This is a genomic window from Mesosutterella faecium (assembly GCF_022809315.2).
GTDB lineage: Bacteria > Pseudomonadota > Gammaproteobacteria > Burkholderiales > Burkholderiaceae_F > Mesosutterella > Mesosutterella faecium.
This window is the reverse complement of record NZ_JAKZJU020000001.1, coordinates 847,639-865,590: the sequence shown is the minus strand read 5'-3', so window position 1 is coordinate 865,590 and position 17,952 is coordinate 847,639. Positions and strand designations below refer to the sequence as shown.

The 17,952-nt window shown below is 61.9% G+C and carries 12 protein-coding genes and 1 tRNA gene; 4 read left to right on the top strand and 9 right to left on the bottom strand.

Translation table 11 applies throughout. The features are described 5' to 3' along the window. Positions 1 to 118 precede the first annotated feature (118 nt). The 4 genes from MUN46_RS04050 to rng form a co-directional block, all read right to left on the bottom strand. Positions 119 to 2,032, bottom strand: coding sequence for a glutamine--tRNA ligase (locus tag MUN46_RS04050; RefSeq protein ID WP_422732592.1), 1,914 nt, complete (start codon positions 2,030 to 2,032; stop codon positions 119 to 121). 231 nt (positions 2,033 to 2,263) lie between these two features. Continuing rightward, positions 2,264 to 3,190 (bottom strand): NAD(P)-dependent oxidoreductase, encoded by a 927-nt coding sequence (locus MUN46_RS04045; protein ID WP_243376920.1) that lies wholly within the window; start codon positions 3,188 to 3,190, stop codon positions 2,264 to 2,266. Next, entirely contained in the window at positions 3,171 to 4,715 is a 1,545-nt protein-coding gene (gene sbcB / locus MUN46_RS04040) for an exodeoxyribonuclease I (protein WP_243376921.1), read from the bottom strand. The genes MUN46_RS04045 and sbcB overlap by 20 nt, the downstream gene beginning before the upstream one ends. A 24-nt stretch (positions 4,716 to 4,739) precedes the next feature. Then, positions 4,740 to 6,194 carry a ribonuclease G gene (gene rng, locus MUN46_RS04035; protein ID WP_243376922.1) on the bottom strand — a complete coding sequence of 485 codons (1,455 nt, stop codon included), beginning with the start codon at positions 6,192 to 6,194 and terminating at the stop codon, positions 4,740 to 4,742. 161 nt (positions 6,195 to 6,355) lie between these two features. Here rng and MUN46_RS04030 point away from each other — a divergent pair, with 161 nt between their 5' ends. Continuing rightward, on the top strand, positions 6,356 to 7,153 hold the full coding sequence (locus MUN46_RS04030; protein ID WP_243376923.1) for a thymidylate synthase: 798 nt from the start codon (positions 6,356 to 6,358) through the stop codon (positions 7,151 to 7,153). Between the two features lie 25 nt (positions 7,154 to 7,178). Here the strand turns inward: MUN46_RS04030 and MUN46_RS04025 are convergent, their stop codons facing one another. Genes MUN46_RS04025 through msbA form a run of 3 tightly spaced genes read right to left on the bottom strand, consistent with a single transcriptional unit; the run spans position 7,179 to position 11,410 of the window. After that, positions 7,179 to 8,564: an L-serine ammonia-lyase gene (locus MUN46_RS04025; protein ID WP_243376924.1), complete on the bottom strand. Its 1,386-nt coding sequence runs from the start codon at positions 8,562 to 8,564 to the stop codon at positions 7,179 to 7,181. A gap of 13 nt (positions 8,565 to 8,577) precedes the next feature. After that, a complete protein-coding gene (locus tag MUN46_RS04020) occupies positions 8,578 to 9,582 on the bottom strand; it encodes an aminomethyltransferase family protein (RefSeq protein WP_243376925.1) in 1,005 nt (334 codons plus the stop codon). A 46-nt stretch (positions 9,583 to 9,628) separates the two neighbouring features. Further along, positions 9,629 to 11,410, bottom strand: a complete 1,782-nt coding sequence (gene msbA / locus MUN46_RS04015; RefSeq protein ID WP_243376926.1) for a lipid A export permease/ATP-binding protein MsbA — start codon at positions 11,408 to 11,410, stop codon at positions 9,629 to 9,631. Between the two features lie 124 nt (positions 11,411 to 11,534). Between msbA and MUN46_RS04010 the strand changes: the two genes are divergently transcribed. From MUN46_RS04010 to MUN46_RS04000, 3 genes are read left to right on the top strand one after another with little or no spacing between them, the layout of a single operon-like run. Further along, positions 11,535 to 12,476 (top strand): glycosyltransferase family 9 protein, encoded by a 942-nt coding sequence (locus tag MUN46_RS04010; RefSeq protein WP_243376927.1) that lies wholly within the window; start codon positions 11,535 to 11,537, stop codon positions 12,474 to 12,476. Between the two features lie 14 nt (positions 12,477 to 12,490). Beyond that, positions 12,491 to 15,988 carry a DNA polymerase III subunit alpha gene (dnaE, locus tag MUN46_RS04005; protein ID WP_243376928.1) on the top strand — a complete coding sequence of 1,166 codons (3,498 nt, stop codon included), beginning with the start codon at positions 12,491 to 12,493 and terminating at the stop codon, positions 15,986 to 15,988. A gap of 4 nt (positions 15,989 to 15,992) precedes the next feature. Beyond that, positions 15,993 to 16,808, top strand: coding sequence for a glycosyltransferase family 2 protein (locus MUN46_RS04000; protein WP_243376929.1), 816 nt, complete (start codon positions 15,993 to 15,995; stop codon positions 16,806 to 16,808). A gap of 269 nt (positions 16,809 to 17,077) precedes the next feature. On the opposite strand, the gene MUN46_RS03995 is transcribed toward MUN46_RS04000, so the two are convergent. Together MUN46_RS03995 and dnaQ are read right to left on the bottom strand one after the other, a co-directional pair. Beyond that, positions 17,078 to 17,152: transfer RNA gene (locus MUN46_RS03995), tRNA-Val, on the bottom strand. A gap of 56 nt (positions 17,153 to 17,208) precedes the next feature. Next, positions 17,209 to 17,952: a DNA polymerase III subunit epsilon gene (gene dnaQ, locus MUN46_RS03990; protein ID WP_243376965.1), complete on the bottom strand. Its 744-nt coding sequence runs from the start codon at positions 17,950 to 17,952 to the stop codon at positions 17,209 to 17,211.

Below are 17,952 nucleotides of genomic sequence, written 5' to 3'. Positions count from 1 at the left end.
AAGGCACTTCAGTCAAGTAGCGCTAATCATAATACGTTCGCAGGCACTCTGCATTCAAACCTTTCCTTAAGCCGTTCCGGCTAATTCTTTAGGCCAAATGCATTCTGCCTGCGGACGCTCACAGCTTTCCCTTGGAGTCCCTCAGCGTCACGGCCAGATTGAACACCGGGCGCCCGGCCGCATGATCCACGCGGTCGGCCACGAAATAGCCCGTCCTTTCGAACTGGAACTTGTCATCGCCGCGGGCCTGCGCAAGCGCGGGCTCGACGAAGCCCTTCAGAACCTGCTTGGCGTGCGGGTTGATGAGCGTGCGGTAATCCGCGTCCTCCGCTTCGGGGTGCTCCACCTCGAAAAGCCGGCCATAGATCCGGAACTCGGCCGGAACGCCCTGCTTCGCGTCGACCCAGTGGATGGTCGCCTTCGCCTTCACAGTCTCCGAGCCGGCCGTGCCGCTCTTTGTTTCCGGAAAATACCGGGCATGGACCACGGTCACGCGGCCCGATTCGTCTTTCTCGCAGGAGACAGGCTCGATGATGTAGGCGGCGCGCAGACGCACTTTTCGGGCCGGCGATCCGTCCTTGGGGAGCGTGAGGCGCTTGAAGCCTTTCGGCGGGTCCAGCGCAAAATCGCTCTCCTCGATCCACAGCTCGCCCGAGAAGGGGACGTCCCTCTCCCCCATCTCCGGCTTTTTCGGGTGGTTGCTCGCCCGCACGAGCTCCGAGCCCCCCTGGGGATAATTGTCGATCACGAGCTTCAGCGGCCTGAGAACGGCCATGCGGCGGGGCGCCTTGTCGTCCAGGTCTTCGCGCAGGCTGTTTTCCAGAACAGAATAGTCGATGGATCCGCCGGCCACGCGGGACACGCCGCATTTTTTGACGAAGTTGCGCACGGAGGCCGGCGTGTAGCCGCGGCGGCGAAGTCCCATCAGGGTGGGCATGCGGGGATCGTCCCAGCCGTCCACCAGCCCCTCCTTCACCAGAGAAATGAGCTTTCTCTTGGAAAGGACCACGTTGGAGAGATTGAGACGGTTGAACTCATGCTGGTGCGACAGCAGGAAGAAGTTCGGCCGCACGACGTCGAGCGCATGCTGAAGAAGCGGCGTGAAAAGCTCCGTGCGCTCCAGCATCAGGGCAAACAAAGACCGGGCGTCCTCAGTACCGCGGGCCGGAGACGTGCCGGCCTCGGCGTGCCTGTCGAGGATCGCAGCCGCCCGGCGCTCAGGCTCCGAGCTGCCGAGTTTCGCGCGGTTTGCCACGCAGGCGGCCAAAAATGCATCGGCCCGGTCATCGGACCCGCTGGCCATGGCCCGCAGCACCCGCCCCGCCTCTTCGAACTGCGGCGTGCGCAGCAGCGGCACGATGCGCTCCAGAGCCCAGTCATAGAAAGCGCGCTGGTCTTCAAACTCGAGCGTGCAGATGGAATGAGTGATGTTTTCGAGAGAGTCCTCGATCGGGTGCGCAAAGGTGTACATCGGATAGATGCACCATTCGTTGCCCGTCTCCTGATGCTCGGCAAAGCGGATGCGGTAGATCGCAGGATCGCGGAGGTTCACATTGGGGCTCGCCATGTCGATCTTCGCCCTGAGCACCATGCTGCCCTCGGGGTGCTTGCCTTCCTTCATCTCGCGAAACAGCCGCAGGCTTTCCTCCGGATCCCTGTCGCGGAACGGCGAATTCCGCCCGGGCTCGGTGAGCGTGCCGCGGTTCTCCTTCATTTGCTCCTGAGTCTGCTCATCGACGTAGGCATAGCCGATGCGAATCAGATACTCGGCGAACTGGTACATCCACTTGAAGTAAGAGCTCGCGAAAAACAGATTGCTCCTGCCGTTTTCCTCCCAGTCGAACCCCAGCCACTTCACCGACTCCTTGATGGACTCGACATATTCCGAGCTTTCCTTGCCGGGGTTGGTGTCGTCAAAGCGAAGATGGCAGCACCCTCCGAATTTCCTGGCCAGGCCGAAGTTCAGGCAGATGCTCTTCGCATGCCCGATGTGCAGGTAACCGTTCGGCTCGGGCGGAAAGCGGGTGCGGATCCTCGCCGTGTCCTCCTGCCCCTTCTCCTGCTCGGAATACGGCGCAGGGTGTCCGCACCATTTTCTCGGAACCGTCGAACCGCGCGAAAGGTCCTCCTCTATGATCTTCTCAATGAAATTGGAGGCCTCAGCCGTTTCCACCGTTTTGTTGTCACCAGTATTGCTCATGACTGTCTGATCCCTTGGAGCAGGAGTGTTCAATGTAAAGTGATTATTCTAGCGTCATCGGCTTCAGGATTCGGAACCGCGCCGGACCGGCGGCTTTTGAGGGAACCGGGCAATGAGGCTGGAAGTGTCGAGCCTTCCTCCCCCGGCCTTCTGAATGTCTCCGTAGAACTGGTCGACCAGCGCGGTGAGGGGCAGCGTCGAGCCGTTTCTCCTCGCCTCCTGCAGCGCGATTCCCAGATCCTTTCTCATCCAGTCTACCGCGAAGCCGAAGTCAAACCGCCTCTCGAGCATGGTTTTTCCCCGCGCGGACATCTGCCAGGATCCGGCGGCCCCCCGTTCGATGACGGGCAGCACCTTTTCCATATCAAGCCCAGCGTTCTCCCCGAAGGCGAGCGCCTCGGCAAGCCCCTGAACTACGCCGGCAATGCAGATCTGGTTCACCATCTTGGCAAGCTGCCCGCTGCCAGCCCCGCCGAGATGCGTCACCGCGCAGGCGAAGGCACGGGCGACCGGTTCGCCCTTTTCGAAGGCTTCGTCCGATCCACCGCACATCACGGTAAGAGTTCCCTGCTGGGCGCCGGACTCGCCTCCGGAAACCGGGGCGTCGACAAACAGCAGGCCCCGCTTCGCCGCCTCGGCGGAAAGCTCCCTGGCGAGCAGAGCGGAGTCCGTGGTGTCATCCCACAGCACGGCCCCCTGCTTCATCGAGGCGAATACCCCGTCGTCTCCGTACACCACGGAGCGCACGTCATCGTCGTTGCCGACGCAGAGAAAAACGACGTCCGCTCCCGCTGCCGCCTCGGCCGGAGTCGCAGCCATCTCTCCGCCGAACTCCTGCACCCAGCGCCTCGCCTTCGAGGCCGTCCGGTTGTAAACCGTCACAATGTGTCCAGCGCGGCGCAGGTGGCCGGCCATCGGGTAGCCCATCACCCCAAGGCCGACGAAAGCGGCCCTGCGGGGCGTCACAGATTCATAGTTCCTGTCCTTCATTTTCCCGCTGTCCTCCTTTTACGCCTTCTTCCGAAAGAATCTGCCTGAGGGCATCGCGCCTAGGCCACTGCCGGAGCTGCGCCACAATGTCCCCGCCCCGCCCCGCGAGGCTTTCCTCCAGAGCCTGCACCTCGCACTCGAACCGCGGCAGGCTCGATTGCATCTTCTGCCTCACGAACGCCTTCCACCTGCCCAGTTCCTCCGCGTTGAGGTACTCGGGATTGTTGCGCGCCCGATAGCGCAGAAGCAGCTCGTAGTAAACCGGCTTCTCGAAAATGACCCTACCCGAATGAACCCTCTGCTCGAGCTCTCCCGGCGAAAGGTTCTGCAGGGACTTCAGCATGCCCTGGTCCCGGTCCGAGGGGAATCCAGATGAATAAAGCGCAACGTCGGCGTCTTCGGGCTCAGCCTCGTCCCCGGCGCGGGCAGTGAAAGCCCTGGAAAGCAGGTCGCTTGCCAGCCTGAGCCGCTCGGCCGTGAACCAGGAGGCGTTTTTCTGAATCTGACTGAAATCCCAGCCGAACTCTTCTGCGCGCCGCGGGCCGAGCACATGGATGGCCGAGCAGACAAAGGGATGACGGTTGACCGCAAGCCTGTAAATCGGCAGCGGCGAGACTCCCTCGGGAAGATCACCTGTTTTCCTGAAAGTCCTCTGCCGGATGCTCTCCGGCGTCTGATCCAGAAGTTCGGTCGGGTCACGCGTCAAATCCCAGAGATAGACCGAGTTGGGATTCACGCTGTCGACTCCGATCTGCCTCACAAACCGAAGATAGCCCCTGTCCTGCCTCTGGTGCGGGTCGAGCCACAGCACGGCTGGATGATTGATCTGTGCGATGACCTTCGGTTTCGTCTGATTTTCGAACGCCCAGCTCCAGAATCTCGGATTTCGGCTTCGGATGAGCCGCGCAAGCTCAATGGTGGCGTTCACGTCCGAGAGTGCATCGTGGGCTTTCTCATGCCCGAGCCCGTTCGCCCGGCTCAGGCACTCGAGCTTGAAGCAGAACGCGTCCGGGTTCTTCGGCTCCGGCAGCTTCAGCAGCCGCTTTTCATTCAACAAGCCGATGCACTCCCGCCACCGCGGCCAGTTCACGCCTTCCGGCCGCAGCGCCCAGTACGCGAGAACAAGCGGGTAGAGGTCCCAGCGCCCGCAGTCGTCTTTAAACTCCCTCTCATAGGGCGGCAGGAGGTTTCTCCACAGGAGGAACCGGGTCACCTCGTCGTCGAACGCGAAGCTGTTGTAGCCGATGCCCACCGTGCCCCGGGCTCCGAGGCGCCGAAGAACCTCCCTTGCGAAAAGCCCTTCGGGCAGCCCGTGCCTCTCGCAGTACTGGGGCAGAATCCCCGTGAGCGCGCAGCTCTGCGGCGAAGGCAGCATGTCGATTCCCGGCTTGCAGTAAAAGACCTCCCCATCGTCAAGGGGATTGAGCTCCAGATCCGTTCTGCGCCCTGCAAACTGGGCGGGGAAGGCCTCCCCGCGCCTCAGGCCGAAAGTCTCGTAATCAAACCAGTAAAAAGAGTCCGGCATGGCCGCTTCCTTCCGCCTGAACCGTCAGGCGATGATGACGTCAAACTGCTCCTGGGTGTACTCAGGCTCCACAAGCAGGGACACGGGCTTCCCAATAAACTCGTGCAGCAGCTCGAGCGCCTGCGACTCGCTGTCAAGGAACATGTCGATCACTGACTGGGAGGCAAGGATCTTGAACTCCTTCGCATCCTTGTACTGGCGCCATTCGCGCACGACTTCGCGCATGATTTCATAGCACACGGTGCGCGCCGTCTTGATCTCGCCGCGGCCTCCGCATACCGGGCAGGGCTCGCAGACCATGTGGGCGAGGCTCTCGCGGGTGCGCTTGCGGGTCATCTCCACCAGCCCGAGCTCCGTGAAATTGCTGAGCGTCATGCGGGTGCGGTCGCGCGCGATGCCGCGGCGCAGCTCGGCGAGCACCGCCTCGCGGTGTTCATCGCTGTCCATGTCGATGAAGTCGATGATGATGATGCCGCCCAGGTTTCTCAGCCGGAGCTGCCGTGCAATGGTCTGCGCGGCCTCCAGATTCGTCTTGAAGACCGTATCCCCGAAATCCTTTTTACCCACGTAGCCGCCGGTGTTGACGTCAATGGTGGTCATGGCCTCCGTCTGATCGAACACCAGGTATCCGCCGGACTTCAGGTCGACTCGCCGGCGAAGCGCCTTCTCGATTTCCTCGTCAACCTTGAACTTTTCGAAAAGCGAGGCGTCGCCGCGGTAAAGCCGCAGCCTGCCGGCCGCCGCCGGCACAAAGGTATCGGCGAAGCTGCGCAGCGACTGATACATGTCCTGTGAGTCCACGTAGATCGCCTGCGTTTCGGCATGCACCATGTCGCGCAGCACGCGCTGCGCGAGCGACAGATCCTGGTAAAGAAGGGACGGGGCGGGCTGATGCGAGGCGCTGTAGCGGATCTTCTCCCAGAGCAGCTTCAGATACCTCATGTCGTTGAGGAACTCCTCTTCGGTCACACCCTCCTCCGCGGAGGTGCGGACGATGTAGCCTCCCTTCTCGTCCTTCGGCCTCATGGCGGCGACCTGCTCGCGCAGCCGTTCCCTCAGCTCAGGATCGTCTATTCTCTGGGACACTCCGATGTGGGGCTCCTTCGGCAGATAAACCAGCTTCCTGCCGGCAAGAGACACCGTCGTGGTCAGCCTTGCGCCCTTGGTGCCGATGGGATCCTTAGCCACCTGCACCATGACGGCGTCGCCCTCGTGGAGAACCCTCTCGATGGGCAGCACGGCATCGGACCGGTGCGCCTCCTCAATGTCGGCCACATGGAGAAACGCCGTGCGCTCCAGCCCTATGTTGATGAACGCGGACTGCATTCCCGGCAGGACGCGCACCACCCGGCCCAGATATACATTGCCCACAAGCCCCCTGGAAACCTCGCGCTCCAGATGGATTTCCTCCAGAATGCCATCGGAGAGAATCGCGGCGCGGGTCTCCCTCGGGGAATAATTGATCAAGACTTCTTCCAAAGCGCTACCTTTTATCTCCAATCCCCAGCCCGGACCCGGACAGCCCCCGGCAGTCCGCGCCTGGCCGATTGATTAATATCCGTGTAATCTGCCAGTCATTTTAAAAACAAAAGCGCCGGAACCCAACCCGCGTCCGGCCCGCCCGGGAGCTGAAGCCCTTTATGTACGACCAATACGAAACACTGCTGAAGCACGTTTTTGACAACGGCGTGGAGAAAACCGACAGAACCGGCACGGGAACACTTTCCGTCTTCGGCTACCAGATGCGCTTCCCCCTCTCAGAGGGCTTTCCCCTTGTGACGACCAAAAAGCTGCACCTGCGCTCCATTATCTTCGAGCTGCTCTGGTTCCTCAGCGGCGACACCAACATCAAATATCTTCACGACAACCGCGTGACAATCTGGGACGAATGGGCAGACGCCCAGGGCAACCTCGGGCCCATCTATGGCGCGCAGTGGCGAAGCTGGAGAGCCGCCTCGGGAGAGAAAATCGACCAGATCGCCGAACTCATTGAGCAGATCAAAACCCACCCGGACAGCAGGCGGCTGATCGTCTGCGCCTGGAATGTAGGAGAAATCCGGCGCATGGCCCTTCCGCCCTGCCACTGCCTTTTCCAGTTCTACGTTGCCGACGGAAAGCTTTCCTGCCAGCTCTACCAGAGATCCTGCGACATCTTTCTCGGGGTTCCGTTCAACATCGCGAGCTACAGCCTGCTCACCCATATGGTGGCGCAGCAGTGCGGCCTGCAGCCCGGCGACTTCATCTGGACCGGAGGCGACTGCCACATCTACCTCAACCACCTCGAGCAGGTGCGCGAGCAGCTCTCAAGGAGCCCGCGGCGCTACCCCACTCTCAGGATTCTGAGAAAGCCGAAGGATATCTTCTCCTACCGCTACGAGGATTTCGCCTTCGAAGGCTACAACCCCTGGCCCGCAATTAAGGCGCCCATTGCAGTCTGAGCAGCGGGCCGCCCCGTGGCTGGCGTCAGCACTCCACGATGCAGACCGCAAGGCCGCCCGTGCTCGTCTCCTTGTATTTATTGCACATGTCGCGGCCTGTCTCGAGCATGGTCCTGATGGCCTCGTCCAGCGAAACATAGTGGCGGCCCGTGCCGTGCAGCGCAAGCCTTGAGGCAGACACCGCCTGCACCGCGGCCATGGCATTTCTTTCGATGCAGGGGATCTGAACCTGCCCTGCCACGGGATCGCAAGTGAGGCCAAGGTTGTGCTCAATGCCGATTTCAGCGGCGTTCTCGATCTGGTAAGCCGTGCCGCCCAGCACTGCGGTAAGCCCCGCGGCGGCCATGGAGCAGGCGACGCCGACCTCGCCCTGGCAGCCCACTTCGGCCCCGGAAATCGACCCGTTCGTCTTGAAGAGGATCCCGATGGCGCCGGCCGTCAGAAGAAAATCCCGCACGCCCTCGGGAGACGCCCCCGGCGTAAAGCGCGAATAGTATTCCAAAACAGCCGGAAGAACGCCGGCGGAGCCGTTTGTCGGCGCTGTCACGATGCGTCCCCCGGCCGCGTTCTCCTCACCGGTCGCAAAGGCAAACGCCTGCACCCAGTCGAGGGCCGCCAGAGGGTCGGAGCCTGCGGGCTGCTGCTCCAGCCTGCGCTTCATTGAGGACGCGCGCCTTGCCACGTGCCATGGTCCGGGCAGCTCGCCGTCGCGGCTGAAGCCGCGCTCGATGCATTCGCGCATGACCTCCCAGATGTGGTCCAGCCCGGCGTCGATTTCAGCATCCGTGCGCCAGGCCCTCTCGTAGCTGCGGACGATTTCCGGCAGGCTCTTTTTGTCCCGGTCGGAGTACACCATCAGATCCGACATGTGGCGGAAGCGGTAGGGCAGCGCCGCCGTGCGGAAGGATGCCGGAACTTCGACGGAATCCGGATTGCCTTCCACGCCGGCGGCTACGAAGCCCCCGCCCACGGAGTAGTAGCGCCTCTCGTAAAGGAGCCGGCCGTCTCCGGCGTAGGCCTCCGCATTGAGCGCGTTCGTATGGAAGCTGCAGATCTTCTCTGGGCTGAAGGCAATGTCGCGCGGCCAGAGAAAGGGAATTTCCTTTTTGCCGGCCAGAAGAAGCGTCCCGCCGGAGCGCACCCGCGCAATCTCCGCGGAAGCCGCATCCACATCAACCGTCTCCGGGTCCAGACCCATCAGCCCCAGAACGAAGGCCGTGTCCGTGGAGTGTCCGATGCCGGTCGCACCCAGGCTGCCCATGAACTCCACCCGGACGCGGGCCGTCTTCTCAAGCAGCCCTTTTTGCGTGAGCGAGTTGACGAACAGCCTAGCCGCCCTCATCGGCCCGACCGTGTGCGAAGAAGACGGACCGATTCCAACGCGGAATATGTCAAACACACTGATGGCCATGATGTCCCCCGATTCAAAATCCGCAGCGAAGAACCCGGGCGGGGAAGCTTCTCTGGCCGACCGTGACCCAGGCGGCCGCGCCCGGAGCGGTTCCCGCCGGCAGAAGCGCCAGGGCCAGAACGCCCTGGGGCGTGAGGGCCCAGGTCGTGGCAAGCCCGCCCTCCTGACTGTTGCCCTCGATGGTAATTTCAGGCGACTGCGCCAGTTCGTCCGCGCTCAGCCCGCAGTCCACGGCCAGAAGCCCCAGGCGGCACCGCGCGCCGGCCCTGCCCCTCGCCTCGGCGAGGGCCCTGCCGATGAACATGCGCGACGGATCGCTGAAGTCCACGCAGTCCTCAAAGCCGCATTCCAGCGGAGAGGAGGACTCGTCGTAGTCTTCACCCGGAGCTGCCTCGCAGTGCAGAGCCCGGGCGCACCGCCAGACTTCTTCCGAAGCCTGGACAGCCCCCTGAGCCTCGAGCCGGCTGCGAAATTCACGGCATTCGGCGGCTTCGCCCTCCAGAAGGTAAAAATCCGGAAATGCCGCGGCCTTGAGCGAACGGTATCCCCCGACGCCTGCCCAGGCGCCGTCGCGTGGAGGCTCGGCGCCCGCCCGGCGAAGCGCTTCCCCGGCCTGCCTTCCCCCGAGCCAGAACGCTTCGCGGCCCTGCAGCCTTTCCACTTCGGCGTCAAAGGCCACCGCGACCTGACCCATCCAGGCCTGGCCCGAGCCCGCCTCTTCGGGAGGGAACACCAGCAGCCACTGATTCCTGCCTGCGAGCACCCTGGCCTCAAGCATGACGCCGCCCGAAGCGTTGAGAAGCGCCGACCGGAACGCCTCGCCGCAGGCGAACTTGTCCGCATCCGCGGAAAGGAGCCTGCGCAGGAGCTTCCTGCCCTCCTCGCCCTTCGTCTGGGCAAATCCGGCTCCGGCAAAATCCCTGATGAAGGCTCCGGGCAGAACCTCGGCCTCAATATCCCGAGGGGCCTTGAAGATGAACCCGCCTTTTTGTTCCGTACCTTGCCCACTGACTGTCACTTTTGACTCCCCCGCCGCGGCGCCGGCGCCTGAGAAAAGAACCCCCTCAGCCTGCAGCTGCGGCCCTGCCGATGCCGTCTTTAAACTGGATATTGTACAAATGAGCATAAAGACCGCCCAGGGCCAGAAGCTGTTCGTGAGTTCCGGTTTCGCAGATCCTGCCCTTGTCGAGCACGACGATCCGGTCCGCATCGCGGATGGTCGAGAGCCGGTGAGCCACCACAAAGACGGTGCGGCCGCCCATCAGCCGCTCAAGCGAGGACTCGATGTATTTCTCGCTGTCCGTATCGAGCGCGCTTGTCGCTTCATCGAGAAGCAGGATGGGGGCATTCTTGAGCAGCGCCCGCGCTATGGAAATCCTCTGCCTCTGCCCTCCGGAGAGCTTGGAGCCGGCCTCTCCGACCCTCGTGAGCAGCCCTTCGGGAAGCTCCTCGATCAGATCCGTGAGAAAGGCCGCCTGAGCCGCCTTCCGGATTTCATCCATCGACGCATCGGGCCTTCCGTAGGCGATGTTGGCGGCGATCGTGTCATCGAAGATGACCACTTCCTGGCTCACCAGGGCGATCTGGCTGCGAAGCGACCGCAGCGTGTAGTCCCTCACGTCCACGCCATCGATCAGGATGCTGCCCGAGTCAGGCTCCCAGAAGCGGGGAATCAGATTGATCACCGTCGATTTCCCAGCCCCGGAAGGACCCACAAGGGCAATCTTCTCCCCGGGCTTCACCTTCAGGGAAAAGTCCTCAAGGGCGCCCCTGGCCTCTCCTCCGTAGCGCAGACTGACGCCCCGGAATTCGATCTCGCCCCGGCAGGACGACAGCTCCCTGCTGCCGGTCTCCCGCTCGAGGGGCTCCGAGAGCATGTCAAAGATAGAGTCGGCCGCAGCGCCCATTTTGGCGAGCGAACCGTTGAGGCCCGAGAGATGCCGGATCGCAGGCATCAGCAGAAGCAGGGCCGCCAGATAGGTCGTGAACTGTCCCATCGTGAGCCTTCCGGCCTGCGCCTGCAGCAGCGCGACCACCAGAACCACCGCGACAGCCCCCATCGTCACGAGCTGTATGAGCGGGGTGCCCGCGCCCGCCACCTTCTGCTGCATCAGGTTGAGGCGCTTGAATTTCTCGCTTACGGCAGAAAACTTCCTTTTCTCGAATTCCTGGGCGCCGTAGATCTTGACGATCTTGTGCGCGTCAAAAAGCTGGAAGAGCGAGGCTGACATTTCCCCGATTGTGCCCTGCATCATTTTGGTGTACTGGCGCATGCGGCGGCTGACCCAGCGGAGAATGACGGCGATGAGCGGAGCCATCACGAGCGTGACCGCCGTGAGCTTCCAGTCCTGATAGATCAGCAGGCACATCAGGGCTGCAATCTGCAGCACATCGCGGATGATCAGGGTGAGCAGTCCCGAGGCACCCGAAAGCGCGTTGGAGGCCTCATAGAGAAACTTCGAAATAATTTTCCCGGTGGAATATTTCTGGAAAACGCTCTCCGGCCAGTAGAGCACGTTGCCGATCATCATTTCCCGCAGATCGATCATGACCGACTGGGACACGGCCTGCAGGCAGTAGCCGCTCAGGAAGGTGGAGCTCCCATGCAGCAGGGCTATGCCCAGAAGAGCCGCGGGCGCCCAGTAGATGACGTTCGGATTGTGGTCGTAGAACCCCATGTCCGTGAGCTTTCCGAGAAGCATGGCAATAAGCGAGGATGTTCCGGCCGTCACGGCAAGAGCGGCGGCAGCGGCATAGATCCACCTTCGGTAAGGAAGCATCATTTTGAGGAGCCTCAGGATATTGGGATCGCGGATGCTTCTCTTCGGGAGTATTTTTTTTGCCATGCTTATCCAGGCGGGAGTGTGGGAGGGTGCTTTTTGTAAACGGGCGCAGCCGCTATCATATCCTTACCTGACTTTCTGCATCCCCTAAACTGCGCTTTCCGCATCATTCCCGCTTGCAATGAAAATGCCCAAGACCGTCCTCTGCCGCCTGCCTAACCACGTGGGCGACTGCGTCATGACCCTCCCGGCCCTCCGGCTGCTGGCCGACAGCGGCTTTACTCCCTGCCTGACCGGCAAACGCTTCGCCGAGGACCTGATGCTGGGCATGGGCTGGCGCTTCGATCCCATCGAAGGCCACGTGACGGAGGATTTTTCAAGGATCAGAGAGCTCGCCCGCGATTTAGGCGGTCATCCCTGGGGGCTGCTCTTTCCGAATTCCCTCGGCTCGGCCCTGCTCTTCTGGATCGGCGGAGTCAGGTCGGCGGGCTTTCCCACCGACGGCCGGAGGCTCTTTCTTGACCGGCCTGTGCCGGAGCCCGGGCGGATGCACGAAGTCGAGCGCTTCTTCACCGTGGCGCGCGAGGCCATCGAAGCCTGGGGGGGCTCCCCGGCAAGGAGCGCGCCGGAACCCGAGCTCGGGCTGAAGCTGCTCGCCCGGCACCGTGCGGCGGCCCGCAACATTCTCAGGGACCACGCCGTCAAGCAGCCCTACGTCCTGCTCGCACCGACGGCGCGCGGCAAGCACAAAGGAAAGAACAAATGCTGGCCGCACTTCAACGAGCTTGCAGACTTTCTCCGCGCTCTGGGCTACACGCCTCTCATCCTGCCCTCCCCGAGCGAGAAAGAGGACGCGCGGCGAGCCTGCCCCTCGGCAACCATCCTGCCGCCCACGACCCTGGGCAACTACGCGGCGCTGTGCGAGCGCTCCGCCCTCGTCGTGGCCAATGACTCCGGGATCAGCCACGTGGCTGCCGGCGTCGGCGCCAGGCAGGTCACGCTGATCGGAGTGACCGACCGGGACCGCACCGGTCCGTGGAACCCGCGGGCCACGGTGCTCGGAACCAACGGGGCCTGGCCCGAAAAAGAGGAAGTTTTCGAAAAAATCAAGGAACTGCTCGACATCTGAGAGAGCTTCAAAACATGCAGCCTGCGTTCGTCCACCTTCGGTTTCACTCGGAGTACTCCATTACCGACGGCATCGTCCGGCTCGGCCCCGCCGTGAACAAAATGAAGGAGTGGGGCATCGGCGCCTTCGGACTGACCGACCTGATGAACATGTTCGGCAGCGTTCGCTTTTACGAACAGTGCCATAAGGCGGGAATCAAGCCCATTCTGGGCAGCGACCTGTGGATCACCAACGACGAGGACCGGCAGCATCCCTTCCGCCTCACGGTCTACTGCATGAACCATGACGGGTATCACTCGCTTTGCGTGCTGCTGACCCGCGCCTGGCTTGAAAACCAGGTCGTCAAGGGAAGGGGCGAGGTGCGCGGCGAATGGCTGCAGGGCGACGGCAGCAAAGGCCTCATCGCCCTGTCGGGGGGGCCGGAGGGAGAAGTCCAGAGGCTTTTTTCCCGCGGCAAGCCCGAGCGCGCAAGAGAGGCGGCCCTTCGGCTCGCCGGCTGCTTCCCGGACCGCTTCTACCTTGACCTGCAGAGGGCAGGACGCCCGGGAGACGAGGCGGGAGTGCGCTTTCTCTGCGCCCTGGCGGCGCGAGAGGGCCTGCCCGTGGTGGCGACTCATCCCGTGCAGTTCATGGAAGCGAAGGACTTCATAGCCCACGAGGTGCGCGTCTGCATTGCCGAAGGCTACACGCTGGCCGATCCCCGCAGGCCCAGGCTCTTCACTGAGGATCAGTACCTGAAGTCTCCGCAGGAGATGATCGAGCTCTTCCACGACATTCCAAGCGCCGTGGCCAACACCGTTGAAATCGCCAAGCGGTGCAACGTCGACGGCATTCTGAGCAAGCCCCAGCTGCCCCTCTTCGAAACCCCGGAGGGGATGACTCTGGACGACTACATCGACAAGCTCGCCCACGAGGGCCTCAGGGAAAGGCTCGAATTCCTGTATCCGGACGAGCAGACCCTCAAGAAAGAATCTCCGCGCTATCTGCAGCGGCTGGAATACGAACTCGGGATCATCAAGAAAATGAAGTTCCCGGGATACTTCCTCATCGTGCAGGAATTCATCAACTGGTCCAAGAATCACGGCGTGCCGGTCGGCCCGGGCCGCGGCTCCGGCGCTGGCTCGCTCGTGGCCTATTCGCTGCGCATCACGGACATCGACCCGCTGCACTACAACCTGCTCTTCGAGCGGTTCCTGAATCCGGAGCGCGTTTCAATGCCGGACTTCGACGTCGACTTCTGCCAGTGGAACCGCGACAAGACCATTCAGCACGTGAAGGAGAAGTACGGGGCAAGCGCCGTGAGCCAGATCGCGACCTTCGGCGCGATGAAGGCGAAGGCGATCGTGCGCGACGTCGGACGCGTGCTCGGAATGTCCTACGGCAAGGTCGATGACCTGGCCAAGCTCATTCCCGCGCCTCCCGGACAGGACGTCACGCTCGAAAGCGCCAAACAGATGGAGCCGGATTTCGCCGCCGCCATCGCAGGCGATGAGCAGTACCAGGAGCTCATGAAGCTCGCGATGCCGCTGGAGGGCATCACCCGCAATCTGGGCATGCACGCCGGCGGGGTGCTGATCGCCCCGGGGCCGCTCACAAACTTCTGCCCGCTGTACAACCAGGATGGCGCGCCGGAGAACACCATCAGCCAGTTCGACAAGCACGACGTCGAAAACGTCGGGCTTGTGAAATTCGACTTCCTCGGCCTCACGACGCTCACGATCATCAACAAATGCGTCGAGTACATCAACAAGCTGCACCCTGAAGCCCGGTTCGACCTGCGCAGGATTCCGACCGACGACCCCGAGACCCTCAGGCTGTTCCAGGAGGGCAACACCACCGCCGTCTTCCAGTTTGAATCGCCGGGCATGAGGCAGCTGCTGCGCCAGGCGCATCCGGACCGCATTGAGGACCTCGTCGCCTTGAACGCGCTCTACCGCCCCGGCCCGATGGAGATGATTCCGACCTACCTCGCCCGCAAGTCAGGCCGCGAGCCGGTCACCTACCTCGACGACCGCATGAGCTCCGTGCTGCAGGAAACCTACGGCATCATGGTCTACCAGGAGCAGGTGATGCAGGTAGCGCAGGTGATCGGCGGCTATACCCTGGGCGGGGCCGACCTTCTCCGGCGGGCGATGGGCAAAAAGCTCAAGCAGGAGATGGTCCGGCACCGGGCCATCTTCGTGGCAGGCGCGGCCAAGAACAACGTCAGCGAAAAGGTCGCAAACGAAATCTTCGACTTGATGGCGAAGTTCGCAGGCTACGGCTTCAACAAGTCGCACGCCGTCGCCTACAGCTACGTCGCCTATCAGACGGCGTACCTGAAGGCGCACCACACCGCCGCCTTCATGGCGGCCAACATGTGCCTGATCCTCACGGAGTCGGCCAAAATCCACTCCTTCATCGAGGATTTGAAGCTCTGGGGCATCAGAGTGCTTCCCCCCGACATCAACAAGAGCGATTGGTTCTTCACCGTGCCCGATGAAAAAACCGTCCGCTACGGGCTGGGCGGCATCAAGGGCGTCGGCGAGGCTTTCATCAACTCGATGATGAAGGAGCGGGAGGAAAACGGCCCCTTCGAGGACCTTTTCAGCTTCTGCTCGCGCCTGAAGGCGCGCGACAGCGCGGGCATGTCCCGGCGGGCCCTCGAGGCGCTCATCAAGGCCGGTGCGTTCGACTCCGTCGACAGGGACCGGGCAAAGCTGTTCGGCAACCTGACCCAGGCGATGAAAGCGGCCGCGGATATGGTCGAATTCTCCGGACAGGGCAGCCTTTTCGGCGATGCAAGCGGCGCTGAGGCGATCGTCAACTGGGTTCCCGCCGAGCCCTGGAGCAAACACGAGGAACTGCTCTATGAAAAGGAGTTCATCGGTTTTTGCCTCACAGGCCACCTTTTCGATGAATGCCGCAGCGAAATCCGCCGCTTCATCCCGACGACGATCCAGAAAGTCAATGCCGGAGGCAAAGGCTCCGCCCCCAAGGGCAAGGATGCGTACCGTAGAAGGGCGACCGTGAAAATCGCAGGCGTCGTCACGAACATCCGCCAGATTATGGGGAAAAGCGGCAAGATGGGGGCCGTCACGCTTGACGACGGCACCGGCTCCATTGAGGCGCTTTGCTTTTCAAAAGTCTGGGATCAGTTCCGGGACGCCTTCAGGACCGATGAAATCGCGATCGTGAGCGGCTTCTCGCGCTGGGACGAAAAAAACGAAGCCGTCTCCTTCGTTGTGGACTCAGCCACGGACATGCCCCGTTTCAGAGCCGAACACCTGGCCTCTCTGTCGGTCTCGCTCACCGAGGGGGCCGACCTTGACGGACTCGAGAGCCTTTTGAAAGAATCGGAGCAGAAGTCTTCCGGCTGCCCCGTCCTGTTTGAAATCAGCGCGGGCGGCAGCGTCGGCCAGATGGCCGTCTCCAGACCTCAGCTGGTGTCGGCCGAGCAGTCGATCCTCGACAGGATCGCCCATGTGCGCGGCGTTGAAAAAGTCTTTTTCAGTTATTTGAACGAGCAGTGAGCTTATGGATTCGAATTCGACGCAGCGGGAGCTTTTCCCGCTCAGCATTGTCATCCTCACGAAAAACGTGGAGGACAAGCTCGAGGACTGCCTGAAGAGCTGCCAGTGGGTGGACGACATCCTCGTCGTCGACTCCGGAAGCACGGACCGCACCATCGAAATTGCAAAATCCTTCGGCGCATACGTGATCAATCAGGGATGGATGGGCTACGGGCCCCAGCGCCGCTTTGCGGTGACGCAGGCCGCCCACGACTGGGTGTTCTGCATCGATGCGGATGAAAGGCTCACCCCGAAGCTGTCCGAGTCCATCAGAAAGGCCCTGGCCGGCCGCACTGAGGGCGACGACGGCGGTCCGCACGTCTACGCGTGCTCGCGCCGAAACTGGTTCCTTGGAAGGTTTCTGCATCACGGCAGCGGCTATCCGGACCGCCAGACCCGGTTCTTCAACCGCCGCTATGCGAATTGGACCGACGATCCCATCGAAGAAAAGCTCGTTTCCAAGGAAGAGCCCGTAGTTCTCGACGGAGACCTGCTTCACTATCCGTCCAAAAGCATTGAGGAATTCCTGATCAAGCAGATGAAATTCGCCCATCTGCGGGCAGACTACCTGATGACTCAGAAAGCCCCCTCGGGCATTCTGCGTCTGTGCGTGAGCCCCGTTTTCCGCTTCATCAAATCCTATTTTTTCAAGCTTGGCTTTCTGGACGGGTTTCCTGGCTTCATCTACACCGCAGGCGGGTGCATTTACGCTTTCGTCAAGCACGCCATGCTGATCGAGATGTCCAGGAACCTGAAGACCTCCCGAAACAACAGGAGCTGAAGGCGAGCGAAAAGGAAGACAGGGGGAACAGCTTCAGGGCGGCCCGCCCTGGCCCCGGGGTCACGGAACCGGCGGCGCGCTCCCGCCCTCAGTTCCGTTCATTTTTCTGAAATGCCCTACAGCGGGAGCAGGGCTTCGCCCCCGCCGTGCGGATATCTGCGGGGCAAAGGCAGGGAAAGCCGGACTGGCTGGAACTGCAGGGGGTGCGAGGCAAAGACCTGAAGACAAAAGAAAACCCGGACGTCGCAGGACAGTCCGGGAAATCGTTATGGTGCGCAGTACAGGGATTGAACCTGTGACCCCCGCCGTGTGAAGGCGATGCTCTACCTCTGAGCTAACTGCGCAACTGAATAGATTTTCAATTTTATGTGTTTTTTCAGCATCTGTCAAATTTTTGAGCTTAACCGGCTTTTCCGGCAGGCTCGCCGTCCGGCACCGCATCAGGATCAAGCCTCCAGAGGCACACTCCCTTGCAGGCTTTGTCAATTTTGTCGAGCTGCTCCTCATGGGCTGCCAGCTCTTCCTTCGAGGCTCTGATCACTTTCAGCAGCGAGGCGTCCGGCAGCGGCGGCAGGCTTTCCTTCCCGCCTTCCATCGCTCCCAGGTCGATCCTGAAGCTGTCCTGGCCGCGGGTGAGCGCGATATAGACCTCGGCCAGCAGCTGCGCGTCGAGCAGCGCTCCGTGCAGTGTTCTTGCGGTGCTGTCTATTCCAAACCGGGAGCAAAGCGCGTCGAGCGTGTTTCTCTGTCCGGGGAACTTTTTTCTCGCGATGGCAAGGCTATCGGTTATCCTGCAGCTTTTTTCAAGCGGAGGCAGCCCGGCGCGCCGCAGCTCCATGTCGATGAATCCGACGTCAAACTCGGCGTTATGAATGATGAGCTCGGAGCCTTCGACAAACTTGAGAAAATCAGGCGCGATTTCTGCGAAGCGGGGTTCCCTGGCGAGCCTCTCGGTCGTCAGTCCGTGCACTTTGACCACCTCCTCGGGGACTTCCCGCTCGGGGTTGATCAGCACGTGGTAGAGGAACTTCGAATCGAGAGTGAATTTTCTCCCGTCGAGCTGCACGCAGCCGATCTCTACCAGCCGGTCGCCTTTATCGGCGTTGAGCCCTGTTGTTTCCGTATCAAGGCAGATCTGCCTCAT